This window comes from Agrobacterium sp. FDAARGOS_525 (assembly GCF_003938925.1).
In the GTDB taxonomy this organism is placed as follows: domain Bacteria; phylum Pseudomonadota; class Alphaproteobacteria; order Rhizobiales; family Rhizobiaceae; genus Agrobacterium; species Agrobacterium pusense.
The window spans coordinates 1,562,958-1,583,129 of sequence record NZ_RKIU01000003.1 but is presented as its reverse complement, the minus strand read 5'-3'; the positions used below and the strand labels follow the sequence as shown (position 1 = coordinate 1,583,129).

The following is a 20,172-nucleotide window of genomic DNA, read 5'->3' as shown; positions in this document are numbered from 1 at the left end:
GCTTAGGTGTGCGTTGAAGCAATGACTTTACGAAAAGTCAGGGAAATCCTCCTGCTTCGAACGGTCTTCACCCCGTTCACAATATCCGATTTGCGAGCCGGAATTTCGTGAGTCCAATGATAACGCCCGGAGTCCATGAGCAGGACACCTGAGCGGGGCTGAAGCACAACGCCACATGTGCCGGATCCGCGCAAATCGCGGAAAACCATCTCGCAAGCGGATAGAAGGCTTATCGACACGATTGTATCGTCGAAACAGGGGACACAATCGACATGCGCGCTGATCCCCTGCCCTGGAAAGTATTCGTTCGCGATAACCTGATCAGGCAAGTTCTCGCAGTGGCCGTTCCTCACTAATCTTCTGGCGAACACGCCCAGCCATGGCGGCAAAGGCCCGAGATAGGCATCCGGCGCAACTGCGCGGGCTTTATAGTCATACCGATAACCGAAATGCTGCACACGACGCTTCAGTTCCGTGCTCCACCCACCGGCATCCAATATGGTTGCGGTGGCAGCTTCCTCTTGCGGCGAAAGGAAGTCACCGAAATATATGACGCCGGGCGGTAAAGAAGATGGAATTACAGTATGATCCATTTGCGGGCTGGCCTCCCTTTACGATGAAAAACGTATGTTACAACCTCGTCATTCTCATCTAGCGCAGAGGTGCCGTCATCTTTCGTTTTATGTGTGCGTATCCCGGATAGTCGGAAACTGAAACGGGTACGCAACCGGTCTAGCAAAACTACTGCGTTCAGCAGCCCCATCCATATCAAAGGCTCCATCGTAGGGAGAACTGTTTACGACAGTAATTGCAACTTTGCCGGAGCTCAAAAGATGGGCTGCGGCACTCCCAAGAAAACGGCGATCCATTTTGTTGTCACGAGCAACTCACGCCGAACGGTCACGGGAATGGCAAATCGCCAAGCTGGGCAAAAAATGCATTAAGCAAAGGTTAAGAATCTGCCAAACATCTGATATTTTTGGGATAATGTTAGCGGATGAAATACATTCACCCAAAAACATCTTAACGAGGAGTTTCGCCTACCCGCCCACGAGGTAAATGTTTATTGCCATTAGGGCTATCGTTGAATCCCACAAGATTAGGTCGGATCGGTCCGAACACGCACCTATATAAATTTATCAGTCTGGAGATTTAATGGTGCCCGGAGGCGGATTTGAACCACCGACACGCGGATTTTCAATCCGCTGCTCTACCAACTGAGCTATCCGGGCACTTCAGGTCCTTGAAGAACCTCCGCTTTTCGCGGTCGGGGTCGTTTGCGCCCCGAAAGTGAGCGGGGTTATAACATCTTGTTCGAACATGGCAAGCGCCCTTCCGAAGTTTTTTGACAGTTTTTTCACGGCGCCTGTGGATGGCTGGAAAGAGCGCAGGGCGAAGGCCGGTTCACGCAGGAAAACTCATTGTATGGCCTCCTGATGCCAGAGCGCATTTGCCCGCGTCATGTTTGCGAGGGACCTATCCCGGCCGGTGGCGGGCGCAGCATGGCAGGTGGGGCTATGCTCCTTCGCGGCGCCGTGCTTCGAAACCAAGCGCGAAAGGCACCACGGCTACCAGCGCCGCCATGACGGGCGAAGACGCAAAGATGCGGCTTGCAAGCGAGGTGACGGCTACGGAGCGCACGACCGTCATCAGGCGGGAGTTCTCGCGGTCGCGCTCATGGTGGGGCTGTGCGGGCCTGTGGCGGGACATCTCGGCCGCCTCAAGCCGCTTGACATCACGCCGGATCTTTTCGACCTGTTGGCGAAGCTCGTCCAGTTCGGCACGCAGCGCCGGGTCGACGGTATTGGCGGCAGGTGTCCTCCTGGCTGCGGTTTTTTCCTCCGTCTCTTCGGCGGCCACAGCTTCCGCCTCTTCGTCCAGTTCGGCCAACTCGTCGTCCAGGTCTGATGGCTTATCGAAACCGTGGGATCGCAGTGGTGCTTTCATCGCTGTCTCCTGAGGCGTGCTGAATTGCGGCGGCGGGCGCTTTTGCCCGGTCAGACTTTTCAACGCCTCAGCCCGGCAAAGGATGCATGGAAAGCGGGTAGACAGGCATAATAAAACAGGCCCCGAAGGGCCTGTTCAATCATCTCACTGGAGCCTCAGGCCGCCTTCGCGGCGCTGGCATAGGGATCGAAGCGACCGTAGAAGGTCTCGCCCTTGGCGGCCATCTCCTTCAGCAGCGGCGTCGGCTGGAAGCGCGGTCCGTATGTCTCGCTGAGCTTTTCGGCGAGCGCGACGAAGCTCTTCACGCCCATGCCGTCAATGTAGGACAGCGCGCCTCCGGTATAGGGCGCGAAGCCGAAACCGAGGATGGAACCGACATCCGCCTCGCGCGGATCGGTGACGATGCCCTCTTCCACCGTGCGGGCGGCTTCCAGCGCCACGGTGACGAGGAAGCGCTGCTTCAGCACCTCCATATCCACGTCTTCAGGCTTCTGCTGCGGATAGAGGTCCTTCAGGCCAGGCCAGAGGGACTTCTTGGCGGGCTTTGGCGGGTAGTCGTAAAAGCCCTTGGCGTTCTTACGGCCAAAGCGGCCCTCCCCTTCCACCAGCTTCTTCACCAGCTCCATATGGCGCGGATCGACCGCCTTTTCGCCGAGATCGGCGACGGTGGCTTTCAGGATCTTGTAGGAAAGATCGATGGCCACTTCGTCGTTCAACGCCAGCGGGCCGACCGGCATGCCAGCGAATTTCGCTGCATTTTCGATCATCGCGGGCGGCACGCCTTCGATCAGCATGTCGTAGCTTTCGGCCATGTAGCGCAGCACGCAACGATTGACGAAGAAGCCGCGGGTGTCGTTGACGACGATCGGGGTCTTCTTGATCTTGGCCACATAATCAAGTGCGACGGCGAGCGCCTTGTCGCCGGTTTCCTTGCCGAGGATCACTTCCGTCAGCATCATCTTCTCGACCGGCGAGAAGAAGTGGATGCCGATGAAATCGGTCGGACGCCTGGAGTTCTTTGCCAGCCCCGTGATTGGCAAGGTGGACGTGTTGGAGGCAAAGATCGCTCCTTCGGGCAGAACGGCTTCCACGGCCTCGATGACGGCTTTCTTCACGTCGCGGTCTTCAAAGACGGCCTCGATAACGAGATCGGCATCAGACAATGCAGTGTAATCCGCCGTGGGAGTGACGAGATCGAGCAGGGCCTTGCCTTCATCCTGCGTCAACTTACCCTTGCCGATGGCGGCCTTGACGCTTTCCTCGCAATGGCCCTTGCCCTTGTCTGCGGCTTCCTGATCGCGATCCACCAGCGTGACGGGAATACCCGCTGCGGCGGTGACGTAAGCGACGGCCGCCCCCATGAAGCCCGCGCCAACGACGCCGACCTTTTTGAACTCCGTCTTGGGCTGGCCGGACGGACGGCGCGCGCCCTTGCCCAGCTCCTGCATGGAAATGAACAGCGAGCGGATCATGCCGAAGGCTTCCTTCGAGCGAAGGATTTCGGTGAAATAACGCTGCTCCACCTTCAGCGCCGTATCGAAAGGCAATTGCAGCCCTTCATAGACGCATTTGAGGATGGCGAGTGCGGCCGGATAGTTGCCGGCGCTTTCGCGGCGCAGGATCGCCGGAGCGGCGGGCCACAGCTGGGCAGCCGCAGGCGTCCAGATGCCGCCGCCGGGCGCCTTGAAGCCCTTTTCATCCCACGGTGCTACCGGCTTCAGGCCGTCCTTGATCATCTGCTTTGCGGTTGCGACAAGCTGATCCGGCTCGACTACCTGGTGCACCAGCCCCATGGCCTTGGCGCGCGCACCGGTCAGCGACTGGCCGGTGGTCATCATCTGCAAGGCAGATTGTGCATCGGTCAGGCGCGAGACGCGCTGGGTGCCGCCAGCACCTGGAAAGATGCCGACCTTGACTTCCGGCAGGGCCATCTTGAGGTTCTTGGCGCTGGAGGCCACGCGGCCGTGGCAGGCGAGTGACAGTTCGAAAGCGCCCCCCATGCAGGTGCCGTTGATGGCGGAGACCCAGGGCTTGCCGTTGGTCTCGATCTTGCGGAACAGGCCGGTCATGCGGCCCACCAGCTCGAACAGCTTTGCTGCCGCCTGATCCGGGTTCTTCGTCTTCTCGTCATTGTAGAAGGAGAACATCGACTTGATCATCGACAGATCGGCGCCGCCGGAAAAGGTACTTTTGCCCGACGTGAAGACGACGCCCTTGACGGCGCTATCGGCGACGGTGGCGTCGAGAATGGCGTTCAGCTCGTCCATCACCTCTGACGTGAAGACGTTCATGGACTTTTCCGGCATGTCCCAGGTGACGAGGGCAATGCCGTCTGCGTCCGTCTCGATGGTGAAATTGGTGTAAGTGCTCATTTGGGATTCCTCTTCCCTGAATCGTAATGGCCGCTTCGCTTTCCTCGTCATCCTCGGGCTTGACCCGAGGATCTAAGCACCGGGGATAGATCCTCGGGTCAAGCCCGAGGATGACGGAAGCGGGCCTTAGCCGCTGCCTTAAACCCGCTCGATGACGGTTGCTGTACCCATGCCTGCACCGATGCAAAGCGTCACGAGCGCGGTGTTCAGATCGCGCCGTTCCAGCTCATCCAGCACCGTCCCGAGGATCATCGCGCCGGTTGCACCCAGCGGATGACCCATGGCGATTGCGCCGCCATTGACGTTCATCCGGTCGTGGTCGATGTCGAAAGCCTGCATGTAGCGCAGGACCACGGCGGCGAAGGCTTCGTTGAGTTCGAAGAGATCGATATCGGCAAGCGACATGCCGGTCTTCTTCAGAAGCTTTTCGGTTACGTCAACCGGGCCGGTCAGCATCAGCGCCGGGTCGGAGCCGATATTGGCGAAAGCCTTGATACGGGCACGCGGCTTCACGCCCATTGCCTCGCCGCCCGCTTTCGAACCAACCAGCACGGCGGCAGCACCATCAACGATGCCGGATGAGTTGCCGGCGTGATGTACGTAGTTAATCCGCTCCACTTCCGGGTGGGCCATGATGCCGACAGCTTCGAAGCCGCCCATTTCACCGGGCATCTGGAAGGACGGGTTGAGCGAAGCCAGCGCCTGCATATCGGTGCCGGGACGCATGTGCTCGTCGCGGTCAAGGATCGTCAGACCGTTCTGGTCCTTCACCGGAATGACCGACCTGTTGAAATAGCCCTTTTCCCAGGCGTGCGCGGCGCGCTTCTGGCTTTCGACGGCATAGGCATCGACATCGTCACGGGAGAAACCGTATTTCGTGGCGATCAGATCGGCCGACACGCCCTGCGGCATGAAGAAGGCCGGAAAGTTGACCGAGGGGTCCATGTACCAGGCGCCGCCCGACATGCCCATACCGACGCGCGACATGCTTTCGACACCGCCGGCGATGACGATATCGTCCGAACCGGCTTTGACCTTGCCGGCTGCGAAGTTGATGGCATCGAGACCGGAGGCGCAGAAGCGCGAGATCTGCATACCCGGCGCCTTGTTGGAGTAACCGGCCTCGAAGGCGGCGGCCTTGGGGATGACGGCGCCGGCATCCATGACAGGATCGACGCAGCCCATGATGATGTCATCGACAGCGGAAGTGTCGAGCCCGTTGCGGTCGCGGATGGCTTCCAGCGTCTTGGCGGCAAGGCGAACGGATGGCACCTCATGCAGGCTGCCATCCTTCTTGCCGCGTCCGCGCGGGGTGCGGACATGGTCGTAGATAAATACGTCGGTCATAACTCTCTCCCTGTGGCGTCAGAAACGCCAGATGTCTCAGAATGCTTCCGCGGCCAGTTCCATCATGATGTCCGCCCCGGTTTCGATGCGGGCCTTGCGCAGCGCCGTTTCCGGCATGATGCGCTCCATGTAAAACTTCGCCGTGACAAGCTTGGTCTTGAGGTAATCCTCATCCGAAGCGCTGCCTGCTGCAAGCGCTTCGCTGGCGGCTTTCGCCATGCGCGCCTGCATGTAGCCCAGCACCACGATGCCGAAGAGATGCATGTAGTCGGTCGAGCCGGCACCGGCATTGTCTGGCTTGGCCATGGCGTTCTGCATGAACCACATGGTTGCGGCCTGAAGGTCGTTCAAGCCCTTCTTCAAACCCTTGGTGTAGAGGCTGAGCTTTTCATCGCCGCGGTTTTCCTCGCAGAAATCGCCGATTTCCTTGAACAGCGCCATGACGGCGCGGCCGCCATTCATGCCGAGCTTGCGGCCCACCAGATCAAGCGCCTGAATGCCGTTAGCGCCCTCATAGATCATGGTAATACGCGCATCGCGGACATATTGGCTCATGCCATGTTCTTCGATGTAGCCGTGACCGCCAAAGACCTGCTGCGCCATCACGGCGTGGTCGAAGCCTTTGTCCGTCAAAACGCCCTTGAGGATCGGCGTGACGAGACCGAGCAGGTCGTCTGCCGCCTGCCGCTCCTTCTCATCGGTCGAGCGGTGGGCGATGTCCGATTGCAGCGCTGTCCACAGAAGGAAAGCGCGGCCGGCCTCGTTATAGGCCTTGATGGTCATCAGCGTGCGGCGGATATCCGGGTGCACGATGATCGGATCGGCCTTTTTGTCCGGGAATTTCGCGCCGGAAAGCGAACGGCCCTGAATACGCTCACGGGCATATTCCACCGCATTCTGATAGGCGATTTCGCCCACGGAAAGCCCCTGCAGGCCGACGCCGAGGCGCGCCTCGTTCATCATCACGAACATGGCCGAAAGGCCCTTGTTTTCCGCACCAAGCAGATAACCCGTCGCATCATCGTAATTCATGACGCAGGTGGCGTTGCCGTGAATACCCATCTTGTGCTCGATCGCACCACAGGTGACTCCGTTGCGCTCGCCGGGCGTGCCGTCTTCCTTGACCAGGAATTTCGGCACGATGAAAAGCGAAATACCCTTCGTGCCTTCAGGTGCGCCCTCGATGCGGGCGAGCACCAGATGGACGATATTATCGGTCATGGAATGTTCCCCGGCCGAGATGAAGATCTTCTGGCCGGAAATCTTGTAAGTGCCATCTCCCTGCGGAACCGCCTTGGTGCGCAGGAGACCGAGATCGGTGCCGCAATGGGGTTCGGTAAGGTTCATGGTGCCGGACCAGGTACCTTCAACCATATTCGGCAGATAGGTTTGCTTCTGTTCCTGCGTGCCATGCACGAGGATGGCGGCAATAGCGCCCTGTGTCAGGCCGGGATACATCATCAAGGACAGGTTGGCGGAAGACATATATTCGCCGATCGCCGCATGCAGCGTATAGGGCAGGCCCTGCCCGCCAAATTCCTGAGGAACGGCAAGGCCGATCCAGCCGCCTTCGCAATAGGCGTCATAGGCTTCCTTGAAACCATCGGGCACGGAGACAGAACCGTCATCGGCGCGCTTGCAACCCTGCTGGTCCCCGGAAAGATTGAGCGGGAAAAGCCGTTCCTCGGCAAGCTTTGCCGCTTCGCCGGTGATTGCCTCGATCATGTCGGGCGTCGCATCCTCGAAGCCGGGCAGGTTGTTATACCGCTCCAGGCCGAGAACGTCATTCAGGATAAAAAGCGTGTCCTTAACTGGGGCCTTGTAAACAGGCATTACCGATGTTCCTCCGCATCGTGGGCGCCGGAGATAATCCGGCCGATATGACGTGACAATATTTGACGTGCGCGTAAACGTCAAATAAATTCCATGGGGTTATCGCTCTCCCTTTTTGCGTAATTGTCCTCCGCACCGCCCCGGGGCTCGGCCTGCACCGCAAAAGTTAAAAAATTCCGACCTTGGTTAACCACTTCTTTACCACGTTTCGTGAATTCTCCCGATGGAGGTAACTGCTTCGTTCATCGGCGCATTTTCCTCCACGGGGGCAAATACCGGCTCTAGAATTGCTGCATGTTGCGGCGACGGCGTGTCCAAACAGGCAACGTCGCGACAGATAACCGGGCACGGCGGGCGGAAGCGAAGCGAGCGAAAAGATGAACGGATTGCGATCGAAAACCCAACAGCCAAGCGACAGGTCGTCGCTTGATGCTCTCAATCGCACCATTGAAGGCCTTGAAGCCCGCATCGAAGGGTTGATGAGCCAGAAGTTTCCGCGCGACCAGCGGGCCGCTGGCGCCCCGCCGGAAACAAAGAGCGAAACCTATGCCGCACCACGCGAGCCACGCACAAGCGTGACGCCACCGCAACTTGATCCCGTCAACGAAATACGCCAGCGCCAGCGTCTGCTGGAGACCAGCTTCCAGCGCCCCCAGGAACCTGCCGCCCGCCCGGAACGCACGATCACACGGCCGATCGCGCCGGAATATCGGCAGAGAGAGCCCCAGCCGGCTCCTCAGGCCGCACCGCGCGCACGCGCCATCCCGCCCTATCAGGAGCCACGCAATGACGCGGCCCTGCAGGAAATCGCGCAGGCACTCGTGAACCTCCGCCACGAATTGAAGCACGATATTGCCGAGGGCGTTGCGCGGGAAGCGCAGGGACTGCGCGCGGAAATCCGCAATATCCGCGCCGCGGCGGAAGACCAGCAATTCATCGGCGATCTGCGCGATGACATCGCACGGCTTGCCGGAAGCATCGACCAGCTCGGCAATCTGGCATCTCCGGATGTCTATGCGCTGCGCAACGAATTCGAGGACCTACGCCTCACCATTGACCAGCTCGCACGCGAAGACAGCGTCCATCGGATCGAAAGCCGCTGGAACAATGTGGAAGACACGCTGCGTGGTTTCGATGCCGGCGCCCTTCAGGATGAAATCGTTTCCCTCGCCTATCGTCTCGATGACATCAAGACGCAGCTCGGCGGCATGAGCAACAATCCGGCCGTTCGCGTGCTCGAGGAGAAGCTGATCGCGATCGCCAGCGCGGTCGAGCAACTCGGCAAGCACATGCAGCCGAATGAAGCGGTCTTCAGCGAACAGTTTTCCGGTCTCGATCAGCGGCTGGACGAAATCAGCCGCGCCATTGCGGCGACCGGCACACGCGCCAATGCGCAGGCAACCGACAATGCGCTCGCCCAGCGACTGGAAAACCGCCTGAACGGCCTCGCCGAACAGCTCGGTGATATCAACCGCCTCGCCGCTGCAAAACCGGAACCCTCCGTTGATCTTACCGCGCGCCTTGAAGCGCTGGCCGGCAAGATCGATGAGCTGAGCACCGCGCGCGATGCAGCGCAACTGCATGAGCGACTGGACCAGCTTTCACTGCTTCTGGAACGGTCGCAGCGCCCTTCGCAACAGGCGGAGCTGACGTCTTTCCTCAGCGACATTTCCCGCAAGATCGATGCGCTCGACCACGGCACAGTCAATGAGGGTCTGGCCGAACGGCTCGACACGCTCTCTCGGCAGATCGAGGAGCTCGATTATCGCTATAGCCAGCCGCAGCTGGCATCGGGCCTCAGTGAAAGCGCCTTTTCGCGCCTGGAAGAGCGGCTTGGCACTATCGCCGCGCGACTGGATGAGACCGCCCATGCCGCCCCCGCTGACAGCCATGCGCTGGCGAGCCTTGAAAACCAGATCGCCCATCTCTCGACGCTGATCAGCCAGCCGGTACAGATGCAGGCCGCAGGCATGTCGCCTGAACTCGATGCGCGCATGGCGGCGATCGAAGACTATATGGCTTCGAACGACGAATATATCATCGAAGCGGCCCGGCAGGCAGCCGAGGCCGTTCTCGACGCCTATACCCGCAACAACCTCTCGGCCGGCGCGAACATCGCCGACATGTCGATGCTGACCGACCTTGCGGCCGATTTGCGCAACCTTGAAGCGCTGAGCCGCAACACCGAAGAGCGCACGCACCGCACCTTCGAAGCACTGCACGAAACGCTGGTGCAGATTGCCGGCCGCCTGGATAATCTCGACAACGGAACGTCCTACCGCGAAGAGCCCACCCGTCACGTTGCACAGCAGGCTGTTGCCGCAGGCCGCGACGACGTCGCGATGCCGGCCGCCATATTCCCGGAAGAGGGCTATATAGCCGAAGAGCAGGCCATTCTTGAGGATGTCAGCGACAATGACGCGACCGCCATCGTGCCGCCCGCTGCCGCCAAGCCCGCAAAAGCAGAGAAAACGAGCCTGCTCGCCGGGCTGACGAAGCGTTTCAAAACAAGCACGGCGAAGCCCGCAAAGACGAAGGAAGAACCCGTATCGGCCTCTTCCCCCCGCACCCAGGTTGAGCCTGCCCCGTCGCTTGATCCGATCGACGTTCTGCCAGCCGGTCAGGAGAACGAACTCCTGGAGCCCGGTTCGGGCGCGCCTGATATCAAGAAAATCCTGGAACGCGTGCGCGCCAGCCAGGTGGCCGCCACCGGCAAGGCCGTGGACGCGGAAGGACGGACGGACTTCATCGCCGCCGCCCGCCGTGCCGCGCAGGCCGCCGCGATGGAAACAGCGCCGGAAAAGCTTGAAACCGGCAAAAAGAAAAGAAAGACCGAAACTTCGGCTCTTTCGCGTTATCGCCGGCCGCTGCTGCTCGGTATCGGCGCGATCCTTCTGGCGATGATGGCCATGCCCCTCGTCAAGACACTGATCAGCGGCACGGAAGCCCCGGCGCCGGTGATTGAACAGAAGATGGACAATGCACCGGTTTCCGCCCTTCCCGAAACCGGCGACAAGGCCGTCACCATACCGTCTGACCTCGCGATCGGATCCGAGCAGGCAGCCCCGGCCGATAGCATCGAGAACTCCGCTCCGGCACAGAATACCATTGACCACCGGACCATTGGCGGTGCGCCGCTACCCGCGGAGCCGCCGGTCGCCGATGTTCCCGCCGTGGATCCCGCAAAATCCGGCACCGTCGCGCAGGCGGAACCGCCGAAACCGGCTGAGGCCGTCTTCACGGCCGCTCCCGCCGACGGCGCCATCGTCGTTCCCGCCGGGATAGAGCCCGCATCGCTTGCTGAAGCCGCCGCCAAGGGCGACACGCAGGCGCTTTTCGAAATCGCAGCCCGCTACACCGACGGTCGCGGCGTTGCCGCCGACCGTGCCGAAGCCGCGAAGTGGTACAAGCTGGCTGCCGATCGCGGTCTTGCGCCCGCGCAATATCGTCTCGCCAATCTCTACGAGAAGGCGAACGGCGTCGAACGCAACCTTCCGGAAGCCAAGCGCTATTACACGCTGGCCGCCGAACAGGGCAATGCGGGGGCCATGCACAATCTCGCCGTCCTGCTCGCTTCCGACGCGGCTGGCCAGCCGGATTTTGCTGCCGCCGCGCAGTGGTTCATCAAGGCCTCCGAACTCGGCGTCCGCGACAGCCAGTTCAACCTCGCCATTCTTTATGCCCGCGGCAGCGGGGTTAAGCAGGACATCGAGGAATCTTACAAGTGGTTCGCCATTGCCGCCAAGGATGGCGATGCCGATGCCGCCCAGAAGCGCGACGAAGTGGCGGGCGCCTTGAACCCGCAGCAGCTCCAGAGCGCCAAGGCCAAGGTGGAGGCGTGGAAGGTCAAGCCGCTTTCGGAAGATGCCAACAACGTCAACCCGCCGGAAGAGTGGGCTGGCAAGGAAGGCGTGAAAACCGCCTCCGTGGACATGGAAAAGGCGATCCGCAACATTCAGGCGATCCTCAACAAGAACGGCTTCGATGCCGGGCAGCCGGACGGCAAGCTCGGCAAGAATACCGTGACGGCCATCAAGGACTTTCAGAAATCCGTGGGCCAGACCCCGGACGGGCGCATTACCAACGAACTGGTGACAGCGCTTCTCGCCCGCAATAAATAATGGTTCTGAAACCCAAAAAGCGGCCCCCGGCCGCTTTTTTGCAACGCCTGACAGGAATGTGGGCGGCTGCCTTCGCCAGACCTCTATCTTTCCAAATTATCAACGTATTTACCGTTGAATGTTGACAGGTTAGGCCCTCGCGGGCATGACGGATGAAGGCTGGGCATGCCCGGTCTTTTCAGACAGAAAGTGTAAATCGCGGCAAGGCCCCCTCACCGGACAAGCCATGCCGCCCGGAACCATTTGCCCGAGGTCCGAGCCGTGACTGTCTATCTGCCGATCGCAGAACTGTCGGTGAATATTTTCATCATTCTCGGCATGGGCGCGGCCGTCGGTTTTTTGTCCGGCATGTTCGGTGTGGGCGGTGGCTTTCTGATCACCCCGCTGCTGATTTTCTACAATATTCCGCCAGTCGTGGCCGTGGCGACGGGCGCCAACCAGGTGGTGGCCTCCTCCGTTTCAGGCTCGATCACGCATTTCCGGCGTGGAACCCTCGACGTCAAGCTCGGCAGCGTTCTGCTCGTCGGCGGCCTCCTGGGGGCGACGGTCGGCGTGTGGATATTCTCCTTCCTGCGCAGCATCGGCCAGCTCGATCTCATCGTTTCGCTGCTCTACGTCATCCTGCTCGGCACCGTAGGCGGGTTGATGCTGAAGGAAAGCATTTCGGCACTTCGCCGCGCCGCCCGCAACGAAACCGTGACGCTGCGCCGGCCGGGACACCACAACTGGGTACACCGCCTGCCGCTGAAAATGCGGTTCAAAAAATCGAAGATCTATCTCAGCATCATTCCAGTCGTCACGCTCGGTTTCGGCATCGGCATACTCACCTCTATCATGGGTGTGGGCGGCGGTTTCATCATGGTGCCGGCGATGATCTATCTGTTACGCATTCCCACCAGTGTGGTTGTCGGCACCTCACTGTTCCAGATCATTTTCGTCACCGCATACACGACCGTCGTACAGGCAGCGACCAACTACTCCGTCGATGTGGTGCTGGCTTTCATCCTGATGGTGGCTGGCGTCATCGGCGCGCAATATGGTGTACGCGTCGGCCAGAAACTGCGCGGCGAACAGCTGCGTGCGCTGCTGGCGCTTCTTGTCCTCGCCGTCGCCCTTCGCCTTGCGGTATCGCTGGTGGTGCGGCCGGAAGATCTGTTTTCGGTCGCCGTCGGGGGGTTAGGTTATTGACCCGCTATTTGTTGCTTGCCGCCCTTGCCCTGCTCTCCTGTCTTGCCTTCGGGCAAACTGCTTCCGCCCAGACGCCGCCGCTTGCGCTGCCGCCGGGTCCGCAGCAGCGCCCCCTGCAGGAAAACATCGAAATCGGCGCTTCGACGACGGAAATTCCGATAGCCTCGGATTTTCGCGGGGCGGATTTCACCCTCTTCGGCGCACTCAACAATACCGACCAGCTGCTACTGGCCATCGGGCAATATGATATCGTGGTGACGCTGGAAGGGCCGAGCGACTACATGACCGTGCGCAAGAAGGAGCGTGTGGCAGGCATCTGGATCAATACCAGCGCCATCACCTTCACGCCGCTGCCAGAATCCTACTCCATGGCCAGCACCCGCAATATCAGCGATGTCGCCTCCCCCGGAACGCTGCGCGCCATGGGGCTCGGCGTCGACCATCTATCGCTCAAAAGCGCTGTATTTTCGGGCGTGCCCGACAATGTCTTCGATTTTCAGGAGGCCTATCGTCGGCTCAAGCTTTCGAGCGGCATCTACCGCAATGACACGACAGGGGTGCGGCTGGAACGCACGGGCCTGTTTTGGGCGACCTTGCGCCTGCCCGCCAACGTCCCAAACGGGGTGCACACGGCACGCGCCTATCTCTTCAAGAGCGGCAAATTCATCGCCCAGCGCGAATTAAAACTGCGCGTCGTCAAGACCGGCATGGAACAGGCGATCACCGATGCCGCGCATCAGACGCCGCTTGCTTACGGCGCGCTTTGCGTTCTGCTCGCCGTCGTCACCGGCTGGGGCGCCAGCATCATCTTCCGCAAGGACTGAGCGTTTTCAATCGCGCAAAAGAGAGCGTCTGCCACCCGCACGGGCAAAGATAGCATTCGCTTCCTTCCGGGGTTTGCTGTAAAATTCAAGGCGTTACAAACGCACGCAGCTGATGGCGGCAAGTGCGGTTGTAACGGGGATGAAAAGGAGAAATGTCATGTTCAAGCACATTCTCATTCCCACCGATGGTTCGCCGCTGGCGCAGATCGCAATCGACCAAGGGTTCGCTCTCGCCAAGGAGGCAGGCGCAAAGGTGACCGTGGTGACGGTATCGGAACCCTTTCATGTGATTGCCAGCGATGTCGAGGACATTGCCGCCATTGCCGAAGAGGAATTCCACCGTTGCGAAGAGGCGGAGCATCTGCTTCGCGATACGCAGGCGCATGCCACCGCCATGGGGCTGGATTGCGAGGCCCTGCTGGCGCGGGCGGGGCGGCCGGACGAGGCGATCATTGAAATAGCCGACAAGACCGGCTGCGACCTCATCGCCATGGCCTCGCACCGGCGCAGGAGTTTCGTCGAGATGCTGCTCGGCAGTGTGACCGCCAAGGTGCTGAAGAATTCGAAGATACCGGTATTGGTCTACCGCCAATAGGCTGCGGTAAAATCTCAGCCGAGCAGACTGGAAAACCGCACCGAGTAGATGCGATCTCTCCCCATCAGATGCGCGACGAGAGCGGCATGATCGAACAGGCCGCGCATTGCCTTGTGGCGTAAATCCAGCCCGCCGCTCAAGACCCCGAATGCCGGCATCAACAGACGCGAACCATCGGTGGCGAAACAGGGCCGCCGCACCGTCTTCTCGCGGCGTCGCACAGTGGCGGAGGGGTGCAGGTGACCGGCGATTTCACCGGCCGCATCGTCCGGCTTAGGCTCGTGGCGGAAAACGAGATTGCCGTAAAACATCTCATCCACCGAAGAACCCGGCAGATCGACAGTGCCATCGGGGTCGTGGTTGCCGTTGATCCATATCCATTCGCGACCGCGGGCCATCTCGCGGATCAGTTCGCGCAACGGCAGCGGCAGGTGCTGGGAGCCGACGCGATCATGAAAATTGTCGCCGAGGCTGACGACGATCTTCGGATCGTAGCGGCTGACGAGGGAAGACAGTATCTTGAGGGTGGCGATGGTGTCATAGGGCGGCAGCATGCGTCCACGCCTTGCAAAAGCCGCACCCTTTTCCAGATGCAAGTCGGAAACGACGAGCAGCGACAGGTCGGGCAGGTAGAGCCCACCCAAAGGGTCGCACCAGGCGGAAACGCCGTTGATGGCGGTCTCGCTCCCCAGGCATTCGAAGCCGTTGGAAAACCTGTCGCTCAATGTCAGCCGGCTCAGCACTTTTATCGTTGTTCCTTCAATGCATACTTCAGCATATGGGCATATTTCAGGACATGGCCTCGGCGATCAGCTCATCAGCAGCTTCCGCCAGCACATCGTCCATCGCTTCGCCCGCCACCGTCTCCCGGCCGATTTCCAGCATGACCGGAACGGCGAGGGGCGAGACGTGCTCCAGCGCGCGATGCGTGGTGTGTCCCTTGATTCGCTTCAGCATATCGCCAAGGCGGCCAATATCCAAAAGTCCTGCTGCGGCATCGCGTCGCGTCGCTTCCAGCAGGATATGATCCGGCTCATGGCTGCGAAGAACGTCATAAATAAGATCGGCGGACACCGTGACCTGCCGGCCGGTCTTTTCCTTGCCGGGATGGCGGCGTTCGATCAGCCCGGAAATGACTGCGCAATTGCGGAAGGTGCGTTTCAGCATGAAGGATTCGTCAAGCCATGCTTCCAGATCGTCGCCAAGCATGTCCTCATCGAGAAGGTCGGCCAGCGACAGGCGGTGGGATTTCAGCCGCATGCCGATATCCTCCATGGCCCAGATGGCGAGCGAATAATCGGTGGCGACGAAACCCATCGGTTTTGCCCCGGCCCGCTCCAGCCGCCGCGTCAGAAGCATGCCGAGCGTCTGATGCGCCAGCCGTCCCTCGAAGGGATACATGACCATGAAGAAGCGCTTACGGAAGGGGAAGGTCTCCACCAATAGCTCGTCGCGCTTGGGAATGATCGACTTCTCCTTCTGGATTGCCAGCCAGTCGCGAACCTGATCCGGCAGGGCATGCCACCGTGTCGGGTCTGCCAGCATGGAGCGCACTTGATCTGCCAGGTAGGTGGAAAGCGGAAATTTGCCACCGGCATAGGAGGGTATCTTCGGATCCATGGAAAAGGCCTGTGAGACCAGGCATTCATTCTCCCTGATGCCCTCGAACCGCAGCACCTTGCCGGCAAAGAGAAAAGTATCGCCCTGCACCAGCTGCTCTAGGAAATATTCCTCGACCTTGCCGAGCGACATGCCACCGCGACCGACCGTGCCCTTGGCATTGCGCTTGACCATGCGGACATTGAGTTCCGCCGCCTCGACGATGGTGCCGAGGTTGAGGCGATATTGCTGCGCTACCGCCGGATTGGACACGCGCCAGCGACCGTCCTTCATCTGGCGGATGCGGGCATAACGTTCATAGGTGCGCAGCGCGTAGCCGCCGGTGGCAGTAAAATCCACCACCCGATCGAAGGTGGCACGCGGCAGGTCGGCATAGGGCGAGGCGCTGGTGACTTCGCGATAAAGTTCATCCGCATCGAAAGGCTCGGCACAGGCCATGCCGAGTACGTGCTGGGCGAGAACATCAAGCGCGCCTTCGGCGATCGGCGGCGTATCCTGCGCGCCGATATAGTTGGCATCCAGCGCTGCCCGGCATTCCATCACCTCGAAGCGGTTGGCGGGAACGAGGATCGCCTTTGACGGCTCATCCATGCGGTGGTTGGCACGGCCGATACGCTGAGCGAGGCGGCTAGCGCCCTTCGGCGCGCCGACATGCACGACAAGGTCAACGTCACCCCAGTCTATGCCGAGATCGAGGGTGGAGGTGGCAACGACGGCACGTAACCTGTTTTCCGCCATGGCCGCTTCCACCCTGCGGCGCTGCCCGGCATCCAGCGAGCCGTGATGCAGTGCGATCGGCAAATTGTCGTCATTGATCGTCCAGAGCTCCTGAAAGACCCTTTCCGCCTGCGAGCGTGTGTTGACAAACACCAGCGTCGTCTGATGCTGCTTCAACGCTTCGTATAAGTCCTTTCCGGCATAACGTGCTGAATGGCCGGACCATGGGATGCGTTCTTCCGTGTGCAAGATGGAAATATCCGGCTTTGCACCGCCTTCGACGGTTATCAAGCCGGCGGGCGGCTTCCCCTGCCCTTGCGGTGCAAGATAACGGCGCAAATCCATCGGCTCCGCCACCGTGGCCGAAAGGCCGATGAAACGGACATCGGGCGCATGCCGGCGCACGCGGGCGAGCGCCAGCGACAGCAGATGGCCGCGTTTGGAGGTGACGAGCGAATGCAGCTCATCCAGCACCACATATTTCAGGTCACGGAAAAAGCGCTCGGCCTCCTTGTTGGCGAGCAGCAGCGAGACCTGTTCCGGTGTGGTCAGCAGGATATCCGGTGGGCGCACCTTCTGGCGCTGGCGTTTCGCCTGGGGCGTATCGCCGGTGCGGGTTTCGATGACAATCGGCAGACCCATTTCGGAAACGGGCTTGGTGAGATTACGCTCGATATCGACTGCAAGCGCCTTCAGCGGTGAGATGTAGAGGGTGTGCACGCCGACAAAGCCGGAGCCAGGCGGTATCTTGCCCCGCTCTGTCAGGTCGGTGAGCGAGGCCATGAAGCCGCCCAACGTCTTGCCAGCACCGGTGGGCGCGATCAGCAACATGTTCTCGCCGCCCCGTGCCCGCGCCATAAGCTCCAGCTGATGGGCGCGCGGAGACCACCCTTTTTCGACAAACCATTTCTGGAATGAAAGGGGCAAGGTGCCGACATCTATGCCGGAAATGGGGGGCTCGGTGTGTTCCACGCCTTTAACGTAGTGAAAAACCTGAGAAAAAGAAGGGCGGAACAGGGCCGCTTGACAGGAAAACATAATCATGGATAAATAATGTCCATGATAGCGCAGCAACAGGACATGGAAAAGACCGATGAAACTCGGGGACGGCGTTGAACAGGCCATTCACAGCGTGGGAATGCTGGCGGGACTTTCCGAAGGCGGCGTGTTGTCCGCGGCCGCGCTCGCGGAATTCCACGGCGTTTCCACCAGCTATCTTCTGAAGCACCTGCAATCATTGTCCAGCGCGGGAATAGTTGCCACGGTGCCGGGGCCGAAGGGCGGCTATCGTCTGGCGCGACCGACTGACAAGATCACCCTGCTGGACATCGTTCTGGCCGTTGAAGGGCCGCAGCCGGCTTTCCGTTGCGCGGAAATCCGGCAACGCGGTCCAAACCCATTGCCGGGCCGGTATTTCACCAAGCCCTGTGGTATCAATGCAGCGATGTTGAAGGCAGAGAAGGTCTATAGGGCCGAACTCGCCAAAACCACCATTGCCGATATTCTGGGCGATCTTGCCGCCACTGACGATGGTGGAATTGCTGCGCGTGGCTGTGCCTTCCTGGAGTTGAACGAGCGCAAGACAGCAGCGCGCTGAGACTGGAAAACAGGCTCCGAAGAAAAACCGATCTACGCTGGAGGGCTTCGTCGCTTTCCGGACTGATGACGCATGACTTCAAACTGACCCAACCAACGGAGAGACCCATGAAAACCCGTATCAACTATGCCAAAGCATCCCCCGAAGCCTTCAAGGCCGTCATGGCGCTTGAAAATTACGTTCAGGGCAGCGGACTTGAACGCCGTTTCGTTCACCTCATCAAGCTGCGTGCCTCGATCATCAATGGCTGCGCCTTCTGCGTGGATATGCATGTAAAGGAAAGCCGCCATGACGGGCTTTCCGAACAATGGATCAACCTGATGAGCGTGTGGCGGGAATCTCCCGTTTATACACAGCAGGAACGCGCATTGCTCGGCTGGGTGGATGCGGTGACGAAGATTGCTGAGACCGGAGCTCCGGACGATGCCTTCGAAACGCTGAAAGCACATTTCTCCGATGAGGAAATCGTGAAGATTACGGTGGCCATCGGCGCCATCAACACCTGGAACCGTATTGCCGTCGGTTTCCGCTCGCAGCATCCGGTTGATGCGGCTGCGAAGGCGGCCTGACCTCGCAAACCCGCGACCGGCGGCCGCTACATGGCAATGTAGCGGTCGTTCCTGTGATTGATAGCAAGCGTGAGGTTCATAACCAGTGCTCCGAGAACGGAGCAGATAATGACAAAAGGTGTGGCAACGAAGAATGAGCAGGCCAGCACCATGCCGTCAAAGGCGAGCTGCACGAGGCCGGCGCGCCAGCCGAAACGATCCTGCAGATAAAGCGCCAGAATGCCGAAACCGCCGAGGCTGGTGCGATGACGAAACAGCGCCAGCATGCCCGCCGCAACCGTCAATCCGCCGAAAAGTGCTGCGGCAACCGGATTGATGCTCTGAAAGGCGAAAAAGCCGGGCATATATTCCGACAGCAGCGCTGTCAAAGCGATGGCGCAGAAGGTCTTGACCGTGAAGGCGAGGCCGAGGCGGCGGAAGGCGAGATAATAAAACGGCAGATTGACGAGGAAGAAGACCGTACCAAAGCTGAGGTCGGTACCGTAATGCACGAGGAACGCCAGACCAACCGTGCCACCCGTCAAAAGACCGGCTGCGGAAAACAGCGTGACGCCGAGCGATACCAGCATGCTGCCCGCAAGAACGCCCTGCGCGTCTTCCAGCAGCGAATGACGATCCGGCGCGGAGGCCCAAAGATTAAGACGCCTGCGCGCGCTCGTATCGTCCATGCCTTGTCCCCTGAATACCAAGCCCTGCCGAGCTATTGCGCTGAAGTGCGGGAGATTTCAACCACCCTCGCTCAGCGCACGACGATATATCTGTCCGAACGGTGATTGATGGCCAGAAACATGTTGAGGACAAAGGCGCCGACGATCGAATAGACCACCGTGACCGGATCGATGACGAGGAAAGCACAGAGCATGACGAAGGCATCGAAGGCGAGCTGGATCAGGCCGGCGCGGATGCCAAAGCGATCCTGAATATAGATGGCCAGAATGCCGATGCCGCCAAGGCTGGCGCGGTGGCGATAAAGCGCCAGCAATCCGTAACCCAGCAGCAGACCGCCGAGCAGCGCCGCCCACAGCGGATTGATGCTGTCGATCACCATCCAGCGCGCTTCCACTTCCGTCAGCACCGAAACAAGGCCGATGGCGATGAATGTCTTGAAGGAAAAGGCAAGGCCGAGCCGACGGAAGGACAGGTAATAGAATGGCAGATTGACGAGGAAGAACAGCAGCCCGAAGCTGATGCCGAAGGCATAATGCAGGAGAAAGGCGACACCGGCGGTCCCGCCCGTCAAAAGGCCGACCTTGTTCAGCAGATAAAAGCCGAGCGCCGAGACAATGGCGCCGGTGACGATGCCCTGCACGTCTTCCACCGGCGCGTGTCTGGCCGGATCGGAACTCCACATGCCGTAAACGCTTCTCGTTCTCAAGCTTTGCCCTCGGTTTCTTTCATATTTTGCACTGCAAAACGAACCCGATCAAGATGGATACGTAAGG

General features: G+C 60.0%; 15 protein-coding genes and 1 tRNA gene. 6 read left to right on the top strand and 10 right to left on the bottom strand.

Annotation, left to right across the window (positions count from 1 at the left end; all coding sequences use genetic code 11):
- Window positions 1-2: 2 nt before the first annotated feature.
- The 6 genes from EGT36_RS09035 to EGT36_RS09010 all read right to left on the bottom strand — a co-directional run bounded on the left by EGT36_RS09035 (window position 3) and on the right by EGT36_RS09010 (window position 7,499).
- Window positions 3-593, bottom strand: coding sequence for an alpha-ketoglutarate-dependent dioxygenase AlkB (locus EGT36_RS09035; protein WP_006697650.1), 591 nt, complete (start codon window positions 591-593; stop codon window positions 3-5).
- Between the two features lie 563 nt (window positions 594-1,156).
- A tRNA-Phe gene (locus EGT36_RS09030) sits at window positions 1,157-1,232 on the bottom strand.
- Between the two features lie 283 nt (window positions 1,233-1,515).
- Window positions 1,516-1,947 (bottom strand): hypothetical protein, encoded by a 432-nt coding sequence (locus EGT36_RS09025; RefSeq protein WP_125270312.1) that lies wholly within the window; start codon window positions 1,945-1,947, stop codon window positions 1,516-1,518.
- 155 nt (window positions 1,948-2,102) lie between these two features.
- The gene (locus EGT36_RS09020) at window positions 2,103-4,319 is read right to left on the bottom strand and encodes a 3-hydroxyacyl-CoA dehydrogenase NAD-binding domain-containing protein (RefSeq protein WP_037092346.1); all 2,217 of its coding nucleotides are present in this window, start codon (window positions 4,317-4,319) and stop codon (window positions 2,103-2,105) included.
- 138 nt (window positions 4,320-4,457) lie between these two features.
- Entirely contained in the window at window positions 4,458-5,666 is a 1,209-nt protein-coding gene (locus EGT36_RS09015; RefSeq protein ID WP_037092345.1) for an acetyl-CoA C-acetyltransferase, read from the bottom strand.
- A 36-nt stretch (window positions 5,667-5,702) separates the two neighbouring features.
- Complete coding sequence (locus tag EGT36_RS09010) at window positions 5,703-7,499, bottom strand: acyl-CoA dehydrogenase C-terminal domain-containing protein (protein WP_037092343.1); 1,797 nt, start codon at window positions 7,497-7,499, stop codon at window positions 5,703-5,705.
- Between the two features lie 377 nt (window positions 7,500-7,876).
- Between EGT36_RS09010 and podJ the strand changes: the two genes are divergently transcribed.
- The 4 genes from podJ (at window position 7,877) to EGT36_RS08985 (ending at window position 14,227) form a co-directional block, all read left to right on the top strand.
- Complete coding sequence (gene podJ, locus EGT36_RS09000; protein WP_081950659.1) at window positions 7,877-11,620, top strand: cell division protein PodJ; 3,744 nt, start codon at window positions 7,877-7,879, stop codon at window positions 11,618-11,620.
- 261 nt (window positions 11,621-11,881) lie between these two features.
- Entirely contained in the window at window positions 11,882-12,808 is a 927-nt protein-coding gene (locus EGT36_RS08995) for a sulfite exporter TauE/SafE family protein (RefSeq protein ID WP_004439829.1), read from the top strand.
- Window positions 12,805-13,632: a TIGR02186 family protein gene (locus EGT36_RS08990; protein WP_035206762.1), complete on the top strand. Its 828-nt coding sequence runs from the start codon at window positions 12,805-12,807 to the stop codon at window positions 13,630-13,632. Before EGT36_RS08995 ends, EGT36_RS08990 begins: the two co-directional genes overlap by 4 nt.
- Window positions 13,633-13,789: 157 nt before the next feature.
- Window positions 13,790-14,227 carry a universal stress protein gene (locus EGT36_RS08985; protein ID WP_006697645.1) on the top strand — a complete coding sequence of 146 codons (438 nt, stop codon included), beginning with the start codon at window positions 13,790-13,792 and terminating at the stop codon, window positions 14,225-14,227.
- A 14-nt stretch (window positions 14,228-14,241) separates the two neighbouring features.
- Here the strand turns inward: EGT36_RS08985 and pdeM are convergent, their stop codons facing one another.
- Both pdeM and EGT36_RS08975 read right to left on the bottom strand, forming a co-directional pair.
- Window positions 14,242-14,970 carry a ligase-associated DNA damage response endonuclease PdeM gene (pdeM, locus tag EGT36_RS08980; RefSeq protein WP_037092342.1) on the bottom strand — a complete coding sequence of 243 codons (729 nt, stop codon included), beginning with the start codon at window positions 14,968-14,970 and terminating at the stop codon, window positions 14,242-14,244.
- A gap of 46 nt (window positions 14,971-15,016) precedes the next feature.
- The gene (locus tag EGT36_RS08975; protein WP_022555588.1) at window positions 15,017-17,608 is read right to left on the bottom strand and encodes a ligase-associated DNA damage response DEXH box helicase; all 2,592 of its coding nucleotides are present in this window, start codon (window positions 17,606-17,608) and stop codon (window positions 15,017-15,019) included.
- 49 nt (window positions 17,609-17,657) lie between these two features.
- Here EGT36_RS08975 and EGT36_RS08970 point away from each other — a divergent pair, with 49 nt between their 5' ends.
- Window positions 17,658-18,161: an RrF2 family transcriptional regulator gene (locus EGT36_RS08970; RefSeq protein WP_004439813.1), complete on the top strand. Its 504-nt coding sequence runs from the start codon at window positions 17,658-17,660 to the stop codon at window positions 18,159-18,161.
- A gap of 107 nt (window positions 18,162-18,268) precedes the next feature.
- A complete protein-coding gene (locus EGT36_RS08965; protein WP_006698962.1) occupies window positions 18,269-18,730 on the top strand; it encodes a carboxymuconolactone decarboxylase family protein in 462 nt (153 codons plus the stop codon).
- A 26-nt stretch (window positions 18,731-18,756) separates the two neighbouring features.
- Here the strand turns inward: EGT36_RS08965 and EGT36_RS08960 are convergent, their stop codons facing one another.
- Together EGT36_RS08960 and EGT36_RS08955 are read right to left on the bottom strand one after the other, a co-directional pair.
- Entirely contained in the window at window positions 18,757-19,398 is a 642-nt protein-coding gene (locus EGT36_RS08960) for a YitT family protein (protein WP_004439810.1), read from the bottom strand.
- Window positions 19,399-19,469: 71 nt separating this feature from the next.
- Window positions 19,470-20,081 (bottom strand): YitT family protein, encoded by a 612-nt coding sequence (locus EGT36_RS08955; RefSeq protein ID WP_006698960.1) that lies wholly within the window; start codon window positions 20,079-20,081, stop codon window positions 19,470-19,472.
- Window positions 20,082-20,172 lie beyond the last annotated feature (91 nt).